We start from the raw sequence: 21507 nt of genomic DNA on the forward strand, positions 1-21507 counted from the left end.
GGTCTTCACATGCAGCAGGTTGCCATTGGAATCGACCTCGGTGGGACGCAGGTCCGCGCTGCCCTTGTCGATGAGCACGGCAGGATTCTGGCGCGCGCAGCCGAACCAACGGATGCGCTGGCAGGCCCCGACCGCGTGCTCGCCCAGATTTGCGGCCTGGCCGATGGACTGCTCGCGGCATCGAACCCGGCTTCGGTGGTGGGCGTCGGTGTATCCGCTCCAGGCCCGCTCGATACGGTCACGGGCGTCGCCACCGATATCCCGACCCTCCCGGGCTTTGTCGACTTTCCGCTGAAGGCGGAGTTGCAGAAGCGGTTTCCGTTTGCAGTCGACCTCGAGAACGATGCTATTGCCGCTGCCATCGGCGAGTGGCAGTTCGGAATTGGCAAGGGATTTGATAATCTCGTCTATGTCACCGTCAGCACCGGCATTGGCGGCGGCGTTATTTCGGACGGTCGCGTGGTGCGCGGCCGCAAGGGCATGGCCGCCCATGTCGGGCACATGTCGGTCGTGCCGAATGGAGAGCTCTGCCCTTGCGGCAACAGGGGCTGCTTCGAGGCCTACGGATCCGGACCGGCTTTTGCACGACGCGCTCAAATAAGGGCGATGGAATCGAGCGGGACGACGATGGGCAGCGATGGCGGTGTCATTGACAGCCGCAGCATCTTCGCAGCCGCGAGAAATGGCGATCGTCTGGCAAATCAACTGGTTGACGAAGAAGCGGAAATTCTCGGCCGAGGCTTCACCAGCCTGATCCACATTTTCAGTCCGGATATCATTGTGATGGGAGGCGGGCTTTCCCACGAGTTCGACCGGCTCCAACCCGGCATTCAAGGCTACATCACACAATGGGCAATGCCGGCATTCAAAGATGTCAAGGTGATGCTGGCAGCATTGGATCAGAACTCGGGCCTCGTCGGCGCAGCGGCTCTGGCGTTTCTGACCGGCAAGGTACCTGCGATCGATCAGCTTTAGAGCCTTTCCGTATCGAGAGGTTGCTCTCCGTCAGGGCGGCGGGGTGGTACTTTCCCTCAGGATCAGTTCGACTGGCCACAATTCGTGAACCTCATCCACGGCACGTCCAGCGATAAGCTGTAGCGTTAGCTCAGCGCATCGCGTGCCCGCGGCACGCATGGACGATCGTGTTGTCGAGAGTGACGGCACCATGCTTTCTGCCGTCAGATAAGGGAAGACGTCGTCATGGGCGATGACCGACACATCCCGACCCACCGTCATCCCAAGCGAACGGACGGCACGGTAGACACCAAGCGCTGTCATCGTGGAACCGGCAACGATGGCGGTCGGCGCATTCGCGCTCTCCAGAAAAGAGCGGGCATGACGAAAGCCGCTCTCGTCGGAGAATTTATCGCAGACCATCAGGTTGGGATCGACGACGAGCCCACGCTCCTGATGGGCAATCCGAAAACCATGTTCGCGATGGATCGAATACGTCTTGCCCCGCAGGCCGTTGATCATGGCAATGCGCCGGTGCCCGAGATCGAACAGGTGTTCGGTGGCTCTACGCACGGCATTTTCATTATCGATATCGAGCCACGCGTGAACGTGCTCGGTCTCCGAGCGGCCGTGAACCAGGAAAGGCAGGCCCAAGCTGTTCAGCAACTCGATCCGCGGGTCCTTGGGGCGCGGCGAATGAATGATCACTGCATCCACTCGGCGACTTTCGACCAGGCGTCGGTAGGCCTGCATTTCGTCGTCATCATTGTGCGCGGTAATAGGCGTGATGAGAATATCGGTATCGGCCGTTTCCAAGCGCTGCGCCATCCCCGATATGAATTCAGCGAAATGGATTTCTCCCGAACGCCCCATCATGACGCCTATCGCCCCGGCTCTCCCGGTCTTTAGCCGCACGGCATTGATATCGGGGCGATAGCCAAGCCGCATTGCTTCGCCCGCAACCCGGGCGCGCGTGGCCTCGCTCACCTCGGGATAGCCGCTGAGCGCACGGCTGACCGTCGTCGGTGAGAGCCCAAGCTGCTTTGCAAATTCGCGAAGTTTCATCGAATGTCTTCTTTGTCCCGGCAATCAATGGACGAAGCGTTGGCGATGCGCAACGGGCAAGTGCCAATCCGGCAAAAATTGAAATCGATTTCAATTTCTTGACATTGAATCTTTGCTCACGAGGTCAAGAAATACCTCTAATCGCTGTATATATGGCATTTTCCCATCATAATACAACTGAAGATCGACAATCTTAATGGCTTGACGCCTCTGCGGCCTTCTGCAATGGTCTGGTTGCCAAATCGATTTCAATTTCTGGGAGGAGATCATGAAAAAGTTTGCTCTAGCTTTGTCCGCACTCAGCGTTGCCATCGCTTCCGGCTCTGTCCGTGCCGCTGAAATTTCGTTTGCCGCAAATACCACTGGCAAAAACGTCGAATTCCTTCACAAGCAGCTTGCAATTTTCGAGAAGAATACCGGCAATCATGTCAAGCTCGTCACCATGCCGTCATCGAGCAGCGAACAGTTTTCCCAATATCGCCTGTGGCTTGCTGCTGGAAACAAGGACGTCGATGTTTATCAGACCGATGTCATCTGGGCGCCGCAGCTTGCAGAGCAGTTCGTCGATCTGAAGGAGGCAGCCAAGGACGTGGTCGGCCAGTTCTTCCCGTCGATCATCGCGTCTCAGACTGTCAATGGCCGGCTTGTGGCGCTGCCGTTGTTTACCGATGCTCCGGCGCTGTTTTACCGAAAGGACCTGCTCGAGAAGTATGGAAAACAGCCGCCGAAGACCTGGGACGAGATGGCTGCGACAGCCAAAGAGGTCCAGGATAAAGAACGCCAGGCCGGACAGAAGGACCTCTGGGGCTACGTCTTCCAGGGCAATTCCTACGAAGGGCTGACCTGCAACGGACTGGAATGGGTGAAGTCGTCCGGCGGCGGCCAGATCGTCGAGCCGGACGGGACCATCTCGATCAATAACGAGAAGGCGGCAGCAGCGCTCGAGCGGGCCAAGGGCTGGATCGGCACGATCTCGCCGCCAGGGGTGCTCGCATATCAGGAAGAAGAATCGCGCGGCGTCTGGCAGACCGGCAACGCCGTCTTCATGCGCAACTGGCCGTATGCCTATTCTCTCGGAAACGGTGCCGACAGCGCGGTGAAGGGCAAGTTCGACGTGATGACGCTACCGGTTGCGGCCGTCGGCGATAAGCCGTCTTCGACACTCGGCGGCTGGAACCTGGCGGTTTCGAAATATTCCGAAAAGCAGGACGCAGCCATCGCGCTCGTAAAATTCCTGGCGTCGAAGGACGTTCAAAAGGCACGTGCCATCGAACTGTCCAATTTGCCGACCCTGACGGATCTTTATGACGACAAGGATGTTGCTGCCGCGCAGCCCTTCATGCCGAACTGGAAACCCATTTTCCAGGACGCGGTGCCACGCCCTTCGGCGACGGCCAAGGTGAAATACAACGAGGTGTCCTCGAAGTTCTGGACTGCAGTGCACAATACCTTGTCAGGCAGCGGCTCAGCTGCCGAGAACCTCGAGCTTCTCGAAGCCGACCTAACGACCCTCAAGGGCGACGCTTGGTGAGTATTCCGACCGGCGGCTGTCAGGCCGCCGGTCCGGTCTTCGGACGAGCTAGCGAGGGATAGTCGTTGCATGAGCGAAATCGTAGTTCCACAAGCAGTCAAGCCCAGGGTTTCCCATTTCAGATCCTCCACGGAGCTGCGGTCCGAGCGCATCCGATCGGCATGGATGTTTCTGGCGCCGACGCTGTTGATCTTGGCAATCGTCGCTGGCTGGCCGCTGTTCAGAACGATCTATTTCAGTTTTACGAATGCGTCGCTGAACGACCTTGGCAATGCGCAGTTCGTCGGCTTTGACAATTATTTGTCGTGGGTGACGCTGAAGAGCGGAAGGACCGTCTATCGCGGGCTGCTTGCCGATCCGGTCTGGTGGAACGCCGTCTGGAACACTGCCAAGTTTACCGTCCTTTCGGTGGTAATCGAGACCGTGCTCGGCCTGATCGTCGCCTTGGTGCTGAACGCACGGTTCGTCGGGCGTGGGATCGTACGGGCCGCAATCCTCATTCCTTGGGCGATCCCAACCATCGTCTCAGCAAAGATGTGGGCCTGGATGCTCAATGATCAGTTCGGCATCCTGAACGATATTCTGCTCGGCTTCGGTCTTATCAGTGAGAAGATTGCCTGGACCGCCAATCCGGAAACGGCGATGATCGCAGTGCTGATCGTCGATGTCTGGAAGACGACGCCCTTCATGGCGCTTCTGATTCTTGCGGGACTACAGATGGTTCCGGGAGACATTTATGAGGCTGCCAAGATCGACGGCGTCAATCCGGTCAAGGTTTTCTGGCGTCTGACGCTGCCGCTGATCCGACCGGCTATCATGGTTGCCGTGATCTTCCGGATGCTGGATGCGATGCGCATCTTCGACCTGATCTATGTTCTGACGCCCAACAATGCGCAGACGAAGACCATGTCGGTCATGGCGCGCGAGAACCTCTTCGACTTCGACAAGTTCGCCTACGGCGCCACCGCGTCAACGGTGCTTTTCCTCATTATTGCCTCCGTAACCGTCCTTTATATCTGGCTCGGTCGCGTCAAGCTCGGCGGGGAGGAACGTTGATGCTGCTTTCGATCGTCAAGAATACGCTCTTCTACCTGCTCGTCACAATCATCGTCATCGTTGCGGTATTTCCGTTCTACTATGCGATCCTCACGAGCCTGAAGACCGGCACGGCCCTTTTCAAAGTCGATTATTGGCCGACCTCGATCTCCTTCGGCAACTACACGTCCGTGATGGGCCAGGGCGGTTTCGTCCGCAGTCTGGCGAATTCCGCGATGATCGCCTGCGTCGTGGTTTCAGCATCGCTGCTACTTTCGATCACCGCTTCGTTCGCTTTGGCCCGGGTACACTTCCGCGGGCGGGCACTGTTGATGCTGACCATCCTCTCGGTGTCGATGTTTCCGCAGATTGCCGTTCTTGCGGGCCTCTTCGAACTCATCCGCTGGATCGGCATCTTCAACACCCCCTTCGCGCTGATCTTTTCCTACATGATCTTCACGCTCCCCTTCACCGTCTGGGTGCTGACGACCTTCATGCGCGAATTGCCGATCGAGATCGAAGAGGCGGCGATCGTCGATGGCGCTTCACCTTGGGTCATCATCACCCAGGTGTTCATGCCGTTGATGTGGCCGGCGCTGGTGACGACCGGACTGCTCGCCTTCATCACCGCCTGGAACGAGTTTCTTTTTGCGCTGACGTTCACATCGTCGGATACGCAGCGAACCGTCCCGGTTGCGATCGCCCTGCTTTCGGGCAACAGCGAATTCGAGATCCCCTGGGGCAACATCATGGCGGCTTCAGTGATCGTCACCGTGCCGGTTGTCGTGCTTGTTTTGATATTCCAGCGCCGGATCATTTCGGGGCTGACCGCCGGCGGCGTCAAGGGTTGAGGGAGTAGGACATGGCAGAAATCCGACTGGAGAATATCCGCAAGAGCTTCGGCGCTTTCGAGGTTATCAAAGGCGTGACGATGGACATCCGCCGGGGCGAGTTCATGGTGTTCGTGGGGCCGTCGGGATGTGGCAAGTCCACGCTGCTGCGGCTTATCTCCGGGCTCGAGGACATCACCTCGGGAACCCTCTCCTTCGACAACAAGACGGTGAACCAGCACGCGCCGTCGAAGAGAGGGATCGCCATGGTGTTCCAGTCCTACGCGCTCTACCCGCATATGACGGTCTTCGACAACATGGCTTTCGGCATGAAACTTTCCGGGAGCACCAGAGGCGAATGCCGCCAGCGTGTCGAACAGGCCGCCGGTATGCTGCAGCTCTCACCCTACTTAGACCGCTTGCCGCGACAGCTTTCCGGCGGGCAGCGTCAGCGCGTCGCAATCGGCCGGGCGATCGTACGCGATCCCAAGGTCTTTCTCTTCGACGAGCCGCTGTCGAACCTCGATGCGGCGCTTCGCGTCGCGACGAGGCTGGAAATTGCGAAGCTTCATCGCAGCATGAACAACACGACGATGGTCTATGTGACCCATGACCAGGTCGAGGCCATGACACTCGCCGATCGGATCTGCGTGCTGAGGGACGGCGTCGTCGAGCAGATCGGCACGCCGCTGGAACTTTACGAAAGCCCAAATTCGGTCTTCGTTGCCGGCTTCATCGGTTCGCCGAAAATGAATTTCCTCTCGGGCGAACTGGCGCAAGCCTATGATAGCCATACGATTGGCGTGCGCGCCGAGCATGTTCGCATCACGCCCGAGTCGCCCGTTTGGAACGGCACGGTCATCCATTCTGAAATCCTCGGCTCTGATAGCTTCGTCTATGTGGATATCGGGGCGGATGAGCCGCTCATCGTGCGGGAAGCCGGTGTCTCCCGCCACGTGCCCGGCCAAACGCTTGGCCTTGCGCCGCTTGCCGGCCACATCCACCGTTTCGACCGGTCGGGCCGTTCGCTTGAGCGAGCCTCCATTCGGGCTGCCTGATGTTCCCAAGGTCGATGTTCTTCCCAGGACTCGATCCATTTTTAAACTATAAGGAGAGAACGACGTGACCATTCGCACCGTTGTGTGGGGAGAGAATATCCACGAGAATACCAATGCCATCGTCCGGGGCATCTATCCCGAAGGCATGCACACGACGATCGCCAACGCTTTGAATGCCGACCCCAGCATCTCGGCGACGACGGCGACGCTGCAGGAGCCGGAACACGGCCTCAGCGAAGCCCGCCTTGCCGAAACCGATGTCTTGACCTGGTGGGGCCACAAGGATCATGGCGCGGTCTCCGATGTCGTCGTCGAGCGTGTCGCCAAGCGCGTCTGGGAAGGCATGGGGCTGCTCGTGCTGCATTCCGGCCATTTCTCCAAGATCTTCAAGCGGCTGATGGGCACGCCCTGCGCGCTGAAATGGCGCGAGGCGGGTGAGCGCGAGCGTCTGTGGACGATCAACCAGCGCCATCCGATCGCCGCCGGCATCGGCGAACATTTCGAGCTCGAGAACGAGGAAATGTACGGTGAGCAGTTCTCGGTGCCGGAACCGCTCGAAACGGTGTTCATCTCCTGGTTCCAGGGCGGCGAAGTGTTCCGCTCGGGCCTGACCTGGCGCCGTGGCGCCGGCAACATCTTCTATTTCCGCCCCGGCCACGAGACTTACCCAACCTATCACGACGTCAATGTCCAGAAGGTGCTGATCAACGGCGTGAAGTGGGCCTATAACCCTGAGGGCTCGTTGACGGGTATCACCGACGCTCCAAATGTGCCGGTAGAAAAAGCACTGGAGCCGATCGTCGAACGCGGCCCGAAACTACACCAAGCCGGCGAAGCCGGTTACCGCTGAGGACCTGAACACCTTCCTTGGGCGTGGACGCCACGGGTGCGTTCGGCCCGGGAAAACGCTGAGCTGACAGCCGTCGCTCACCATTTGGCAAGACCATCTGGCGCTCGTGAAAGACGACGGTTTGGTGCTGATGATTTCGATAAACGACTATGAGGACAAAAATGCGCTTGATCATTCTCGGAACCGGAGGATGGGCAAACACCCATGCCATGAATTTTTCCGAAATCGCCGACGTAAAAATTGTTGCTGCTGTCGATACGGACGAGGTCCGGCTGCGGGCCTTTGCGCTCAGGCATGATATCCCACTTACTTTCACGTCACTTGATGACGCCCTTGCCTGGGGAGAGTTTGACGCCGTGACCAATGTCACGCCGGATCGCGCGCATTATTCCACGACAATGAAGATACTCGGCGCCGGCAAGCATGTCCTCTGCGAGAAGCCGCTGGCGGTTAACTACCGCGAAGCTAAAGAGATGGCCGACGCTGCTGCTGCGTCCGGCAAGGTTGCGATGGTAAACCTTACCTATCGCAATGTTGCGCCGCTGCAAGCAGCGCGCAAGATGGTGCTGGACGGACGCCTCGGCGCGATCCGCCACTTCGAAGCGTCCTATCTCCAGAGCTGGCTGGTCTCAAAGGCGTGGGGCGACTGGACCAAGGAATCGCAATGGCTGTGGCGGCTGTCGACAAAGCACGGATCCAATGGCGTGCTGGGCGATGTCGGTATTCATATTCTCGACTTCGCGGTTTTTGCCGCCGGAAGTGACGTCAAGGCAGCCGCATCGCATCTCAAGGTGTTCGACAAGAGCCCCGGAAATCGGATCGGGGAGTACGAGCTCGATGCAAATGACAGTTTCCTGATGATGGCTGAACTCGAAAACGGTGCCGCCGGTGTCATCCACGCAACGCGCTGGGCGACTGGTCATCTGAACGAATTGCGCCTGCGCCTGCATGGAGACAAGGGCGCGCTGGAGTTGGTGCACACGCCGGAAGGTTCGACGCTCAGGGCCTGTGAAGGTCCCGATGCCGACAAGGCAATCTGGCGTAAGATCGAGGTCGAACCGGTTATCACCAATTTCCAGCGATTTGCAAATGCCGTGCAGAAGGGGCAGCCGGATGAGCCTGGTTTCGGCCACGCCGCCAAGCTGCAATTCGTTCTTGATCACGCAGTGAAGACGGCAGGCGTTCTGGCTGAACTGTAAGCGAAGGCGCCGAGCTAGAGCAATTCCAGGAAAAGTGCGCAGCGGTTTTCAGTCCGGAATTGCGTAAAAACAAAAAGTTAGAGCGGTTCTGCGCTTCAATGAAAAGCTGAACCGCTCTAGTGCCCACTTTTGCTGGTTGCTCGTCGTCTTAAGGCGACAGCACCGGCTGCGCGGCCTCGTTGGAACCGGCGCCGACAGCTCGCACAAATTCCTCGAAGGGGAAGTTGCAAAGGGACGTCGGCCGTCAGACTCGCCGGTTAAGCTCGTCTTCGCTAATCCCAAAGTGGTCGAGGATGATACCGACGTTTCGGCGATGAGACTTGAAATAGACGTCGAAGAGATCGCCGATCAGGGGAACCGTTCCGCCGGCGGCGTCGATCCCGAGATTGACGGCCATACGGGCGAGCTTATGGGTGGGAATACCGAGGCGTCTCGCCTCATCGATGATGAAAAGGCCGATCAGGGATCCGGCAATGTCGCCGACGGCCGGGATAAGGCCGAGAATTGAGTCCGCGCCGATACGCACGCCGATGACAGGCAATCGGACTGCGGTATCCATCAGCCGCGCTATGCTGACAGCGCGCCGAATTCGTCCAAGTTCGATAGACGTCAGGTGTTTCGCGCTGGCGGAAGCTGGCATCAGCAGCCTTTTGGCGCGCGCGATCGCTCCGCCCCCTCGAGTGGGGGCGTGGGAGCGATTTGGTCGCATCGCCGCGAAATAGTCCGACGCAACGAAGGGCCGGCGCCATCATGATTTTCCATTGCCTTGAAACGCTGCAAACCCGATAAGGTTCGCCCGCGAAAGCAAGGATCATCTCTCGTCGGGAACCACGACCAGTTTGCCGACGAAGTTCTTCGCCATGAAATCGGTCTGCGCGCGATGGAATTCCGACAGTGGATAGACGCCGCCGACGAGAGGCCGGATTTTCCGGCTTTCGATATAGCCGACGATCCGACGGAAGTCGGCGCGGCTGCCCTGGCTCGAGCCATGCAGTTCCAGCTGCTTCAGATACATGGTCCGCAAATCGAGCTGGACGACCGGGCCGGCGATGGCGCCAGCCGTCGAGTAGCGGCCTTCTGGACGCAGGATCTTCAGCAGGTCGTTGAACAGCGGTCCGCCGACGAGATCGGCGACCACATCGATCGGCTGGCCGTGGCTGGCGGCATGGACGGCTTCGACCAGGTCGCCCTTGCCGCGGGTCACCACCGCCTCGGCGCCGATATCGAGCATCGCCGCCTCCTTGCCGGGACCTGCGACGGCGATCGGGATCGCGCCGCGAGCGCGCGCGAGCTGGATGATCGCCGAGCCGACGCCGCCTGAAGCGCCGGTCACGAGCACGCGTTCGCCGGCCGACAATCTTGCCCGTTCCAGCATGCGCTCGCCAGTCAGATAGGCACAGCAGAAAGTGGCGAGTTCGATGTCGGTCAGATCGGTTGCGACGACATGGGCATTCTTAGCCGGCAGCGCCATGAACTCGGCATAACCGCCGTCGCGGCCATGGCCCATGTAATCGATGTCGGTGAGGCTATCGTCGTCCCGGTTGTAGATCGAAAAGTCGACCACGACGCGTTCACCGATGCGTTTGGGATCAACGCCGGCGCCGACGGCGACGATATGGCCGACCGTATCGGTGCCCTGGATGCGTGGGAATGTCAGCGTGTTGCCTTGCCTGCGCCAGGTGGAGACCGCCGATGGATCGTCCTCTGTGCCGTAGGCGCCCTGGCGGACCCAGACGTCGGTATTGTTCATGCCGCAGGCCGTGACACGGATCAGAACCTCGTCATCGGCGGGCGTCGGGACGGGCACGTCCCTGTCATAGACGAGCTTGTCGAGACCGCCATGGCCGGTGAGCAAGACGGCTGCCATCTTTTCGGGGATCGTCATGCTGATCTCCCTCAAATGTTCTTGAAGACGGTTTCGATCGCATCCGCCGCGGCCTTGACCACGATGTCGGCCTCCTCGCGCGTCAGGCAAAGCGGCGGGGCGAAGCCGAGGATGTCGCCTTGCGGCATGGCGCGGCCGATGACGCCGCGTTCGAGCAGGGCGGATGCGACCTGAGGGCCGATCTTGCGGCCGGCATCGAAGAACGTGCGGTCGTCCTTGTCCTCGACGAATTCGATGGCGGCCATCAGCCCGTCACCGCGGACTTCGCCGACGTTGCGGTGGCCGCCGACCGCCTTTTCCAGTTCCGAACGGAAATAGGCGCCGGTCGTGCCGGCATTCTCGACAATGCCGAGTTCGTCGATCAGTTCGAGATTGGCAATGCCTGCCGCAGCACAGATCGGATGGGCGGAATAGGTCCAGCCGTGACCGATTGCCCCCAGTTGATCGGACCCCTGTACCAGAACTTGCCACATCTTGTTCGAGACGATCGTGCCCGAAAGGGGAGCGTAGGCCGAGGTCAGCCCCTTGGCGATGGTGATCAGGTCCGGCTTCATGCCGTAATGGTTCGAGCCGAACATCGTGCCGAGACGGCCGAAGCCGGTGACCACTTCATCGGCGACGAGCAGGATGTCATATTTGTCGAGCACGGCCTGGATCTTCTGCCAGTAGCCGTTCGGCGGCGGCACGATGCCGCCGGTGCCGAGGATGGGTTCGCCGATGAAGGCGGCGATCGTTTCCGGACCCTCGGCGATGATCATCTCCTCGAGCTTGTCGGCGCAATATTGCGAGAACTGCTCTTCGCTCATCGACCGGTCAGGGCGGCGGAAATAATAGGGCGCTTCGGTGTGCAGCACCGGTGCGCGCGGCAGGTCGAAGGCGTTGTGAAAGAGCGCCAGGCCGGTGAGGCTGCCGGTCATGACGCCGGAGCCGTGATAACCGCGCCAACGCGAGATGATCTTCTTCTTGTCCGGACGGCCGAGGATGTTGTTGTAGTACCAGATGAGCTTGATGTTGGTCTCGTTGGCATCCGAGCCCGACAGACCGAAATAGACGCGGCTCATGCCGGCGGGCGCGCGGTCGATGATCATCTTCGACAGCGTAATCGAAGCTTCCGTGCCGTGGCCGACATAGGCGTGGTAATAGGCGAGGTTCTTCGCCTGCTCGGCGATCGCGTCGGCGATCTTCTGGCGGCCGTAGCCGACATTGACGCAATAGAGGCCGGCAAAGGCGTCGAGGCTTTTGCGGCCCGTCGTGTCGGTGATGTAGACGCCTTCGCCGCCGGCGATGAGACGGGTCGGCGTCTCGCCGCGGGCATGCGCGCCCATATGGGTCGATGGGTGGAAGAAATGATCGCGGTCCCAGGCGGTGAGTTCGTTGCTTCTGTCGAGCATGTCGTAGCCTCTTTCTTGAAATGGAGCGGCTCAAGCGGCCGTGTCGATGCAGAGATATTTGAGCTCGGTGAAGGCCTCGAGCCCGTGGCGGGAGCCCTCGCGGCCGAGGCCCGACTGCTTCCAGCCGCCGAAGGGAATGGGCCCGCCGGTGATCTTGACGCGGTTGATCGCCACCATGCCGTATTCCAGCGCGCGGCCGAGCCGCAGCTGGCGGGCGCCATTTTCCGTGACGACATAGGCGACGAGACCATATTCGGTATCGTTGGCGCGGGCGATGACCTCTTCCTCCGTGTCGAAGGTGGCAACCGCCGCCACCGGCCCGAAGGTCTCCTCGCGCATGACCAGCGCATCCGCCGGCACGTCGGTCAGCAGCGTCGGCTCGTAAAAGAGCCGGCCTGTCTTGTGGCGTTTGCCGCCGGTGACCAGCTGTGCGCCACGCGCCAGCGCGTCGGAGACCTGCTCCTCGACCTTGGCGACGGCGCGTTCATGCATCAGCGGCCCGATCTCGGCGCCATCCTCGAGCCCCGCGCCGAGCTTCAGTTCGGCAATGCGGCCTGCAAAGGCTTTGGTGAAGGCATCGGCGATGCGCCGCTGGACGAAAATGCGGTTGGCGGCGAGGCAATCCTGGCCTGACGTGGCAAACTTGGCGTTGACGGCGATCTCGACCGCCTTTGATATGTCGGCGTCATCGAAGATGATCAGCGGGGCGTGGCCGCCGAGTTCCATCACCAGCCGCTTCAGGGTCGGCGCGCACTGGGCGGCGATCAGACGTCCGATGCCGGTGGAGCCGGTGAAGCTCATGGCACGCAAGCGGCTGTCGGCGCACATCCGCCCGACGATCGTTGCGGCGTGGCCGGTGACGACGTTGAAGACGCCGGCCGGAATACCGGCGCGTTCGCCGAGCTCGGCAAGGGCAAGTGCTGAAAGCGGCGTCTCGGAAGAGGGGTGAGCAACGACCGTGCAACCGGCGGCGAGCGCGGCCGCAGCCTTTCGGGTGAGCATGGCAGAGGGAAAATTCCAGGGCGTGGCGATGCCGACGACGCCGAGCGCCTCGCGGCGGACGATCATTTCCGCGTCGGGCAGGTGGCTGGTGACGCTCTCGGCGTTCAGCCGCTTGCCTTCCTCGGCATACCATTCGACGAAGGAGGCGGCGTAATCGATCTCGCCGCGCGATTCCGCGAGCGGCTTGCCCTGTTCGAGCGTCATGATCAGGGCCAGATCCTCCCTGGCTGCGACCATCAGCTCAAACCATTTGCGCAGGATCGGTGCGCGCCCCTGTGGCAGCATCGTTCGCCAGGCGGCGAAAGCCTCCGACGCTGCATCGATCGCCACCGCCGTCTCATCGGCGCCAAGGCTTGCCACCCAGGCCAGCGTCGCCGACGAGGCGGGATCGGTGACCTCGAAGCTTTTCCCTGATTTGCCGGCGATCCAGCGGCCGCCGACATAGGCCAGATCGCGCAGGAGATGACGGTCGGCAAGCCGAGACAGCGCGTCATGGTAGGCGGGGCGGGCAAAAACAGCGCTCATGTCCAGTCTCCTCGTGGCGGTTGACATCAGTCTTCCACGGGAGCTGGCGAGAGATTGTCTGTTGGCGGATGCGAAAAGAGAGAGATGGTCTAAAGAACGGCGGCCTGGCAGAGAGATTGTCTACGACGCGGTCTCTTCGCCGGCCGCAGCGAAGGAAGAGACTGGAAGGACTGTTTCCTCCTTCACCGTCTTGGTGACGATGTAGGTGAAGTAGCGGTCGATGCCGAGTTCGCGATCGAGAAGCCCGTCGACCAGCCGCTGATAGGCGTCGATATCGGGTGCGATGATCTTCAGGATGTAATCGACGCCGCCGCCGACCGACCAGCAGGCAACGATCTCCGGGATTGCGCTGATGGCGCGTTCGAAGCGTTCGAAATCCGCCTGGCGATGATTGGCGAGCGTCACTTCCATCATCACGCTGGCGACCGGCGCGATGCGTCGTGGCGCGACGCGTGCGTGATAACCGGTGATAACACCGGCCTTTTCGAGTTTGCGCAGCCGCATCCAGCAAGGCGTCGGCGACAGTCCGGCCTTTTCGGCCAGCGCCAGCTTGGTGATGCGGCCGTCGCGCTGGACGGCGTCGAGAATGCGCAGGTCGATGGCGTCGAGCTTCATGGTGCTTTCTTTAGAAAGAAATCATTTCAAACGCAGGGAAAAGACAATGGAAGCGCATTTTGGCATTGTCAATTGAACTGATTTTCAGCAGTGTTGAAATCATGACAAAGTGGCGCCCCGATCCCTCGCAACTCCGCCGGCCGGCCTATCTCTCGCTTGCCGAGCAGATCGCAAACGCGATCACTGACGGCAAGCTCTCCGATGGCACGCAATTGCCGCCGCACCGCAAGATGGCGGATGATCTGCATCTCTCGGTGCAGACGGTCAGCCGCGCCTATGACGAGCTGATCCGGCGGGGGCTGATATCAGGCGAGATTGGACGCGGCAGCTTCGTCCAGACGCGCCCGCGCGAGCCGGAACCGCCCTACCTGCCGGAACGGCTGGGCGAGCTGATCGATCTGTCCATCCTGAAACCGGTCTGCGAGCAGATCCATCTGGAAAGGCTGCGGCAGGCCTTCGGCTGGCTTTCGGAAAACCTGCCCTCCAGTTCGGCCCTTTCCTTCAGGCCGAACATGGTGTTTCCGCGCCACCGTACCGTCGCCACGGAATGGCTGGCGCGCTGCGGGCTGGAGGTATCGCCGCTGAACATCAGCCTGACGAACGGTGCGACGTCGGGAATGACGGTGGCGCTGATGAGCGTTGCCCCGCCCGGCTCGACGATTGCGACCGAAGCGATCAGCCACCATACGCTGGTTCCGCTCGCCACCTATCTCGGTCTGCATCTCGAAGGGCTGGCGATCGATGAGGAGGGCATGATCCCCGAAGCGCTGGATGAAGCCTGTCGGAAGGGGCCGATCCGGGCAATTTTCCTGCAGCCCTCGGTGATCAATCCGATGGCGGCGCTGATGAGCGCGGAGCGCAGGCAGGCGCTCGCCACCGTCGCCGCCAAGCATGATATCGCAATCATCGAAAACGATATTCTCGGCCCGATGGTCGAGAACCGCGCGCCGCCGATGGCAGCCTTTGCGCCGGAGCGGACACTCTACGTCACGAGTTTCACCAAGATCACCGTTCCGGGTCTGCGGATCGGCTATCTCACCGCGCCCGACCGGTATGTCGCCGCCGTCGCCAACCGGCATCTCGTGTCCAACTGGATGGCGACGCCTGCCATGGCCGAGATCGCCACCCGCTGGGTCAGCGACGGCACGGCAATGGAACTCGTCAACTGGCAGCGCCGTGCCCTTTTGAGCCGGCACGCGATCGCGGCGGAGATGTTGGCCGGGCTTCCCTACCGGGCGCATCCGCAAAGCCTGCACGTCTGGCTGCCGCTCTCCGGCAATCATACGGAGGATGGGTTCGTATCGCAGGCAAGACTGCGCGGGGTGGCGATCGCGCCCGGCAAATCCTTCCATACCACCGATCAGGGCTGGACGCCGGCTGTGCGCATTTCGCTTGGTTCGACGACGGAAAGCGAGTTGCGGACCGGGCTTGAGATCGTCGCCTCATTGGCGCAAGGCAATCCGGAAGAGCTGCTGCTTGCGATCTGACGCAACTGCCTTGCGTTTGGGCATGCGCAGAATAATTGTCATGATATTATTTTACGAATTGACATGATTTTGATGGGCGGTCATCGTTAGGACATTGCTTGTCTCAACAGGGAGAGACATGAATGCTTCCGCCCATCATCCGCATCGACAACATCGTCAAGAAATACGGCCCACTGACCGTACTCGACGGCCTGTCGATGAATGTCATGCCGGGCGAGAAGCTGGCGCTGATCGGGCCGTCGGGCTCCGGCAAGACGACGATCCTGCGCATTCTGATGACGCTGGAGACGATCAGCGGCGGCCATATCGAGGTCGACGGCGAACAGCTCTACCATATGCCCGGCAGCAGTGGGCTGGTGCCGGCCGATGAGCGGCATCTGCACCGCATGCGCGAAAAGATCGGCATGGTCTTTCAACATTTCAATCTGTTCCCGCACAAATGCGTGCTCGACAATGTGACGCTGGCGCCGATGCTGACCAAGGGCATCAAGCGGCCGCAGGCCGAAAAACGGGCTATGGAGCTTCTCGACATGGTCGGCCTGGCCGACAAGGCGAGAAGTGTCCCGGCGCAGCTTTCCGGCGGGCAGAAGCAGCGCGTTGCCATTGCCCGAGCGCTGGCGCTGTCGCCGAAGATCATGCTGTTCGACGAGGTGACCTCGGCGCTCGACCCGGAACTGGTCGAGGAGGTGCTGAACGTCATGCGGCGGCTGGCGTCCGAGACCGATATGACCATGCTGCTCGTCACCCATGAAATGGGCTTTGCCCATGATTTCGCCGACCGTGTCCTGTTCTTCGACCGCGGCAAGATCGTCGAGGAAGGCAAGCCGGGCGACATCTTTCGCAATCCGACGCAGGAGAGGACGCAGACCTTCCTGCGCAAGATCATTGCGGCGGGGCACCGCGTCTGAGCTCAGACATTGCCCGCAAGAACAAAGTCAAGGAAAATCAGAGGAGTTGGGAACGATGAAAGCAGGATATTTTTTGAGCGCCGCCAGCCTGTCGGTGCTTCTGGTTGCGGCAGCTGCCCCGGCCTCGGCTGCCGATGACAAGCTCGAGCAGCTGAAGGAGCAGGGCTTTGCGCGTATTGCCATTGCCAACGAACCGCCGTTCACCGCCGTCGGCGCCGATGGCAAGGTGTCCGGCGCCGCACCCGATGTGGCGCGCGCCATCTTCGAAAAGCTCGGCGTCAAGGAAGTCGTCGCCTCGATTTCGGAATATGGCGCGATGATCCCCGGCCTGCAGGCCGGCCGCCACGATGCGATCACCGCGGGCCTCTTCATGAAGCCCGAGCGTTGCGCCGCCGTCGCCTATTCCGAACCGATCCTCTGCGACGCCGAAGCTTTCGCTCTCAAGAAGGGCAATCCGCTGAAACTGACCAGCTACAAGGACATCGCCGACAATCCGGACGCCAAGATCGGCGCGCCGGGCGGCGGGACCGAGGAGAAGCTGGCGCTTGAGGCCGGCGTGCCGCGCGACCGCGTCATCGTTGTTCCCGATGGCCAGAGCGGCATCAAGATGCTGCAGGACGGCCGCATCGACGTCTACTCGCTGCCGGTCCTGTCGATCCATGACCTGATGGCCAAGGCGAACGATCCGAACCTCGAAACTGTCGCTCCGGTCGTCAATGCGCCGGTCTATTGCGATGGCGCTGCCTTCCGCAAGCAGGACGTCGCCCTGCGCGACGCCTTCGACGTCGAGCTGAAGAAGCTGAAGGAATCGGGCGAATTCGCCAAGATCATCGAGCCCTACGGCTTCTCGGCCAAGGCCGCGATGTCGACGAGCCGCGAAAAGCTCTGCGCCGCGGCGAAGTAATCGAGGTTGGCAGCCGGCCATGCCATCGGCATGGCCGGGTTGTCCCCGAACGATCTCCTAAAGCGCGTCGCGCTTTAGGTCCTTGTTTTTACGCATGTCGTTATCGCAACCGCTGCACAGTTTTGCGCGGCATGCTCTAGGAAGTGAGTTGCCGATGTCGGTATGGTCCGGCTATCTGACACTGATCCTTGAGGGCGCCCTGGTGACGCTCGAACTGACGGTCATGGGGTCTGCGCTGGCACTGGTGATGGCCTTCCTGGCGGGCCTCGGCCGGCTGTCGCGCTTCTTCGCCGTGCGGGCTCTGGCGACGGCCTATATCGAATTCTTCCGCGGCACCTCGATCTTCGTCCAGCTTTTCTGGGTTTATTTCGTGCTGCCTTTTGCGGGTTTGACCCTGACGCCGCTGCAGGCGGGCGTGCTGGCGCTCGGGCTGAATGTCGGTGCCTATGCGGCGGAGGTGGTGCGCGGCGCCGTCAAGGCCGTCGGGCGCGAACAGTCGGAAGCCTGCATCGCGCTCAACCTTTCGCGATACCAGCGCATGCGCCACGTCATCCTGCCGCAGGCGCTGCCGCTGATGCTGCCGACCTTCTGCAACAATGCGATCGAACTTCTCAAAGGCACGGCCGTCGTGTCGCTGATCTCGCTGACGGATATGACGTTCCAGGCGCAGGTGGTGCGGGCGCAGACCGGCAATACGCTGGTGCCCTTTGCGACGATCCTCATCCTCTATTTTCTCATAGCCTCGGCGATCTCCGCGACGATGCGCTGGCTGGAGCGGCGTATGGCGCGCAGCCTCGACGGCATAAGGACCTGATCGGATGGAATGGGATTGGGACTTCGTCTGGCAGATCATGCCGACCCTTCTCGAAGGGTTCAGGATCACCATTCTCGCGACCATCCTCGGCGCTGCCGTCGCGATGATCGTCGGCCTGGCTCTTGCGATTGCCCGGCGATCACCGGTCGCCGGCGTGTCGCGCACGGTCGGCTTCGTCTCGGAATTCATCCGCGGCACGCCGCTGCTGGTGCAGCTCTATTTCATCTTCTACGTGCTGCCCGATATCGGCATTCGGCTGGCGCCGCTGGTCGCAGGCGTCATCGGTATGGGCATTCACTATGCGACCTATACCGCCGAGGTCTATCGCGCCGGCATCGAGAATGTGCCGCGCGGACAATGGGAGGCGGCCAAGGCCACAAATCTGACGACGCGCCAGGCCTGGATCCACGTGGTCCTGCCGCAGGCGATCCCGCCGATGATCCCGGCACTCGCCAATTATTTCATCGCCATGTTCAAGGAGACGCCGCTGCTTTCGGCGATCACCGTGCTCGAACTGATGAACCAGGCCAAGAGCATCGCCAACAGCAACTACCGCTACATCGAACCGATGACGCTGGTCGGCGTCTTCTTCCTCGTCATCAGCCTGATCTCGGTGGTGGGATTGCGCTGGCTCGAGGAACGTTACGCCAGGATGGATGACTGACCATGACCGTAGAGATTGAGATCATCCCTGCCGGCAGGCTGCCGCGACTGGAGAATCGGCCGCTGGAAAAACGCATCGGCCTGATCATTCTGGCGACCGACCACACGACGGAAGTCGACTTCCAGCGCATGGTCGCCAGCGATCGCCTCGGCGTCTATGTCAGCCGCATCCACTATGCCAATCCGGTCACGCCCGAAAACCTCCTGAAGATGCAGCCGTCGCTGACGCAAGGCGCGGCGCTGCTCCTGCCGGACGAGTCGCTCGATGCCATCGTCTATTCCTGCACCTCCGCCTCAGTGGTGATCGGCGATCGCAACATCGAGGCGGCGATCCATGCGGCCAAGCCCGGGATTCCCGTCGTGACGCCGACGGCCGCCGCCGCGAAAGGTCTGAAAGCGCTTGGCGCCAGACGGATCTCGGTGCTGACGCCCTATACGGTCGAGACCAGCCGGCCGATGGCGGACTATTTTTCGGATCTCGGTTTTGCGATCGACCGCTTCACCTGTCTCGGCCTGACCGATGATCGCGAGATGGCGCGGATCGCACCGGAGGAGATCCTTGCCTTTGCGCGCCAGGCGCTGGCGCCGCGATCGGATGCGCTGTTCATCTCCTGTACGGCGGTGCGCGCAGCCCAGGTCGCTGCCCGCATCGAAAGTGAGACCGGCAAGCCGGTGGTGACCAGCAATCTGGCGACGGCCTGGTCCTGTCTGAGGCTTTGCGGCGATGATCGGGCGCGGCCCGAACTCGGTCAGTTGATGACCAAGTCCTATTGGGAAGGCTGAGGTCATGGTGAGCACCTTGCCCGTTTCGCTGGAGGACATCCGTGCGGCGGCGCGACGGATTGCCGGCCGCGTGACCACCACTCCGATGGTGCAGTCCGCGTCGCTTGGCGAATTGGCCGGCGTGCCAGTGCATCTCAAGCTCGAACATCATCAGACGACCGGCAGCTTCAAGCTGCGTGGGGCGACCAATGCGGTGCTGTCCTTGTCGCCGGCGCAGCGCGTACGTGGCGTCGTCGCAGCCTCGACCGGAAATCACGGCCGTGCGCTTGCCTATGCGGCAAAGACCGAAGGTGCCGTCGCGACCATCTGCATGTCGCGGCTGGTGCCGGAGAACAAGGTTTCGGAGATCCGCCGTCTCGGCGCCGATGTCCGCATCGTCGGCATATCGCAGGACGAGGCGCAGCAGGAAGTCGACCGGTTGGTCCGCGAGGAAGGGTTGGTGATGGTGCCGCCCTTCGACCATCCCGATGTCGTGGCCGGGCAGGGGACGCTGGGGCTTGAAATCATCGACGACTTGCCGGAGGCGGCGAGCGTGCTGGTGCCGCTCTCGGGCGGCGGCCTTGCCGCGGGGGTTGCGGCCGCGGTCAAAGCCATCAGTCCGACGACCAAAGTGATCGGCCTGACCATGGAGAAGGGTGCCGCGATGAAGGCAAGCCTCGATGCGGGGCAGGCCGTGCAGGTCGAGGAAGTGGCGAGCCTTGCCGACTCGCTCGGCGGCGGCATTGGTCTCGACAACCGCGTCACCTTTGCCATGTGCCGCGAACTTCTCGACGACGTCATCCTGCTGACCGAGACGGAAATCGCCGCCGGCATGCGCCATGCCTATGCCTGCGAACGCCAGGTCGTCGAAGGCGCGGGTGCGGTCGGTATCGCCGCGCTGCTTGCCGGAAAAATCAGGGGCGGCGGTCCCATCGTTGCGATCTTGTCCGGGGCGAATGTCGACATGGAGCAGCACCTTCGGGTGATCAACGGGACGCAGCCGCTCTACGGCGAGGAGAGACCATGAGCCGGATGATCATTTTGACGGAAACGGAACTGAGGAAAGTCATCGGGCTTGACCGAGATGCGGTCGCCTGCATCGAGGAGGCTTTCGCAGCGCTTGCGACCAAGGCCGTCGCCATGCCCCCGATCCTGCGGCTCGACATTCCGGAATATCGGGGCGAAGTCGATGTGAAGACGGCCTATGTGCCCGGCATCGAGGGCTTCGCGATCAAGATCAGCCCCGGTTTCTTCGACAACCCCCAGATCGGCCTGCCGAGCACCAACGGCATGATGGTGCTGCTGTCGAGCCGGACCGGACTGGTGCAGGCACTGCTGCTGGACAACGGCTATCTCACCGACGTGCGCACCGCAGCAGCCGGCGCTGTCGCGGCGAAACATCTGTCGCGCCAAAATGCGTCCGTGGCCACGATCTTCGGCGCCGGTATGCAGGCGCGGCTGCAGCTCGAAGCGCTGACGCTGGTGCGGCCGATCCGCGAAGCAAGGATATGGGCGCGCGATGCCGCCAAGGCGCAAGCCACGGCTGCGGAATTGGCCGGAAAACTCGGCTTTCCCGTCATCGCGACATCGGACGCCAGGGGAGCAGTGTCCGGCGTCGACCTCATCGTCACCACCACGCCGTCGGAAATGCCGATCATCAAGGCGGGGTGGCTGGAACCCGGACAGCATCTGACGGCGATGGGCTCGGATGCCGAACACAAGAACGAGATCGATCCGGCCGCCATCGCCGCTGCCGGCCTCTACGTCGCCGACAGCCTGAAGCAAACGCGGCGCCTCGGCGAGCTGCATCACGCAATCGATGCCGGCCTGGTCGCGGCCGATGCGGTCTTCACCGAACTCGGCCAGATCGTCGCCGGCCGGGCGCCGGGGCGGACGGATAACGACCAGATCACCATTGCGGACCTGACCGGGACCGGCATTCAGGACACCGCCATCGCCACCCTCGCCTTTGCCCGAGCCGGCGCGGCGAAGGCCGGGACCACGTTCGAAAGCTGACCGGCGCGGCGCC

General features: G+C 61.5%; 21 protein-coding genes. 15 read left to right on the top strand and 6 right to left on the bottom strand.

Going from position 1 to position 21507, the window contains the following annotated elements; translation table 11 throughout:
* Positions 1-9: 9 nt before the first annotated feature.
* On the top strand, positions 10-975 hold the full coding sequence (locus tag FHT79_RS18900; RefSeq protein ID WP_028758611.1) for an ROK family protein: 966 nt from the start codon (positions 10-12) through the stop codon (positions 973-975).
* A 30-nt stretch (positions 976-1005) separates the two neighbouring features.
* Here FHT79_RS18900 and FHT79_RS18905 read toward each other — a convergent pair whose 3' ends face one another.
* On the bottom strand, positions 1006-2019 hold the full coding sequence (locus tag FHT79_RS18905; protein WP_028758610.1) for a substrate-binding domain-containing protein: 1014 nt from the start codon (positions 2017-2019) through the stop codon (positions 1006-1008).
* A gap of 268 nt (positions 2020-2287) precedes the next feature.
* Between FHT79_RS18905 and FHT79_RS18910 the strand changes: the two genes are divergently transcribed.
* The 6 genes from FHT79_RS18910 to FHT79_RS18935 all read left to right on the top strand — a co-directional run bounded on the left by FHT79_RS18910 (position 2288) and on the right by FHT79_RS18935 (position 8522).
* Entirely contained in the window at positions 2288-3550 is a 1263-nt protein-coding gene (locus tag FHT79_RS18910) for an ABC transporter substrate-binding protein (protein ID WP_183903924.1), read from the top strand.
* A gap of 69 nt (positions 3551-3619) precedes the next feature.
* A complete protein-coding gene (locus FHT79_RS18915) occupies positions 3620-4606 on the top strand; it encodes a sugar ABC transporter permease (protein WP_028758608.1) in 987 nt (328 codons plus the stop codon).
* The gene (locus FHT79_RS18920) at positions 4606-5436 is read left to right on the top strand and encodes a carbohydrate ABC transporter permease (protein WP_183903925.1); all 831 of its coding nucleotides are present in this window, start codon (positions 4606-4608) and stop codon (positions 5434-5436) included. The genes FHT79_RS18915 and FHT79_RS18920 overlap by 1 nt, the downstream gene beginning before the upstream one ends.
* 11 nt (positions 5437-5447) lie before the next feature.
* Positions 5448-6473 carry an ATP-binding cassette domain-containing protein gene (locus FHT79_RS18925; RefSeq protein WP_183903926.1) on the top strand — a complete coding sequence of 342 codons (1026 nt, stop codon included), beginning with the start codon at positions 5448-5450 and terminating at the stop codon, positions 6471-6473.
* A gap of 64 nt (positions 6474-6537) precedes the next feature.
* A complete protein-coding gene (locus FHT79_RS18930) occupies positions 6538-7323 on the top strand; it encodes a ThuA domain-containing protein (RefSeq protein ID WP_183903927.1) in 786 nt (261 codons plus the stop codon).
* 161 nt (positions 7324-7484) lie between these two features.
* Entirely contained in the window at positions 7485-8522 is a 1038-nt protein-coding gene (locus FHT79_RS18935) for a Gfo/Idh/MocA family oxidoreductase (RefSeq protein WP_028758815.1), read from the top strand.
* A gap of 244 nt (positions 8523-8766) precedes the next feature.
* On the opposite strand, the gene FHT79_RS18940 is transcribed toward FHT79_RS18935, so the two are convergent.
* From FHT79_RS18940 to FHT79_RS18960, 5 genes are all read right to left on the bottom strand, one after another.
* Positions 8767-9162, bottom strand: a complete 396-nt coding sequence (locus FHT79_RS18940) for a DUF4112 domain-containing protein (protein WP_028758816.1) — start codon at positions 9160-9162, stop codon at positions 8767-8769.
* Positions 9163-9333: 171 nt separating this feature from the next.
* Positions 9334-10407 (bottom strand): alcohol dehydrogenase family protein, encoded by a 1074-nt coding sequence (locus FHT79_RS18945; RefSeq protein ID WP_028758817.1) that lies wholly within the window; start codon positions 10405-10407, stop codon positions 9334-9336.
* An 11-nt stretch (positions 10408-10418) separates the two neighbouring features.
* Complete coding sequence (locus FHT79_RS18950; protein WP_028758818.1) at positions 10419-11798, bottom strand: aspartate aminotransferase family protein; 1380 nt, start codon at positions 11796-11798, stop codon at positions 10419-10421.
* 30 nt (positions 11799-11828) lie between these two features.
* Positions 11829-13325, bottom strand: coding sequence for an NAD-dependent succinate-semialdehyde dehydrogenase (locus FHT79_RS18955; protein WP_028758819.1), 1497 nt, complete (start codon positions 13323-13325; stop codon positions 11829-11831).
* Between the two features lie 120 nt (positions 13326-13445).
* Positions 13446-13940 carry an Lrp/AsnC family transcriptional regulator gene (locus tag FHT79_RS18960; protein WP_028758820.1) on the bottom strand — a complete coding sequence of 165 codons (495 nt, stop codon included), beginning with the start codon at positions 13938-13940 and terminating at the stop codon, positions 13446-13448.
* Between the two features lie 101 nt (positions 13941-14041).
* Here FHT79_RS18960 and FHT79_RS18965 point away from each other — a divergent pair, with 101 nt between their 5' ends.
* From FHT79_RS18965 to eutC, 8 genes are all read left to right on the top strand, one after another.
* A complete protein-coding gene (locus tag FHT79_RS18965; protein WP_183903928.1) occupies positions 14042-15427 on the top strand; it encodes a PLP-dependent aminotransferase family protein in 1386 nt (461 codons plus the stop codon).
* Between the two features lie 122 nt (positions 15428-15549).
* A complete protein-coding gene (gene ehuA, locus FHT79_RS18970; RefSeq protein ID WP_047619687.1) occupies positions 15550-16335 on the top strand; it encodes an ectoine/hydroxyectoine ABC transporter ATP-binding protein EhuA in 786 nt (261 codons plus the stop codon).
* A gap of 55 nt (positions 16336-16390) precedes the next feature.
* On the top strand, positions 16391-17239 hold the full coding sequence (gene ehuB / locus FHT79_RS18975; RefSeq protein WP_047619777.1) for an ectoine/hydroxyectoine ABC transporter substrate-binding protein EhuB: 849 nt from the start codon (positions 16391-16393) through the stop codon (positions 17237-17239).
* A 154-nt stretch (positions 17240-17393) separates the two neighbouring features.
* Positions 17394-18053 (top strand): ectoine/hydroxyectoine ABC transporter permease subunit EhuC, encoded by a 660-nt coding sequence (ehuC, locus tag FHT79_RS18980; RefSeq protein WP_183903929.1) that lies wholly within the window; start codon positions 17394-17396, stop codon positions 18051-18053.
* A 4-nt stretch (positions 18054-18057) separates the two neighbouring features.
* Positions 18058-18717: an ectoine/hydroxyectoine ABC transporter permease subunit EhuD gene (gene ehuD, locus FHT79_RS18985; protein ID WP_183903930.1), complete on the top strand. Its 660-nt coding sequence runs from the start codon at positions 18058-18060 to the stop codon at positions 18715-18717.
* A gap of 2 nt (positions 18718-18719) precedes the next feature.
* The gene (gene eutA, locus FHT79_RS18990) at positions 18720-19499 is read left to right on the top strand and encodes an ectoine utilization protein EutA (RefSeq protein WP_183903931.1); all 780 of its coding nucleotides are present in this window, start codon (positions 18720-18722) and stop codon (positions 19497-19499) included.
* A gap of 4 nt (positions 19500-19503) precedes the next feature.
* A complete protein-coding gene (eutB, locus tag FHT79_RS18995) occupies positions 19504-20505 on the top strand; it encodes a hydroxyectoine utilization dehydratase EutB (protein ID WP_183903932.1) in 1002 nt (333 codons plus the stop codon).
* Positions 20502-21494 carry an ectoine utilization protein EutC gene (gene eutC, locus FHT79_RS19000; RefSeq protein WP_183903933.1) on the top strand — a complete coding sequence of 331 codons (993 nt, stop codon included), beginning with the start codon at positions 20502-20504 and terminating at the stop codon, positions 21492-21494. The genes eutB and eutC overlap by 4 nt, the downstream gene beginning before the upstream one ends.
* Positions 21495-21507 lie beyond the last annotated feature (13 nt).

It is taken from the genome of Rhizobium sp. BK212 (assembly GCF_014197475.1).
Classification (GTDB): domain Bacteria; phylum Pseudomonadota; class Alphaproteobacteria; order Rhizobiales; family Rhizobiaceae; genus Rhizobium; species Rhizobium anhuiense.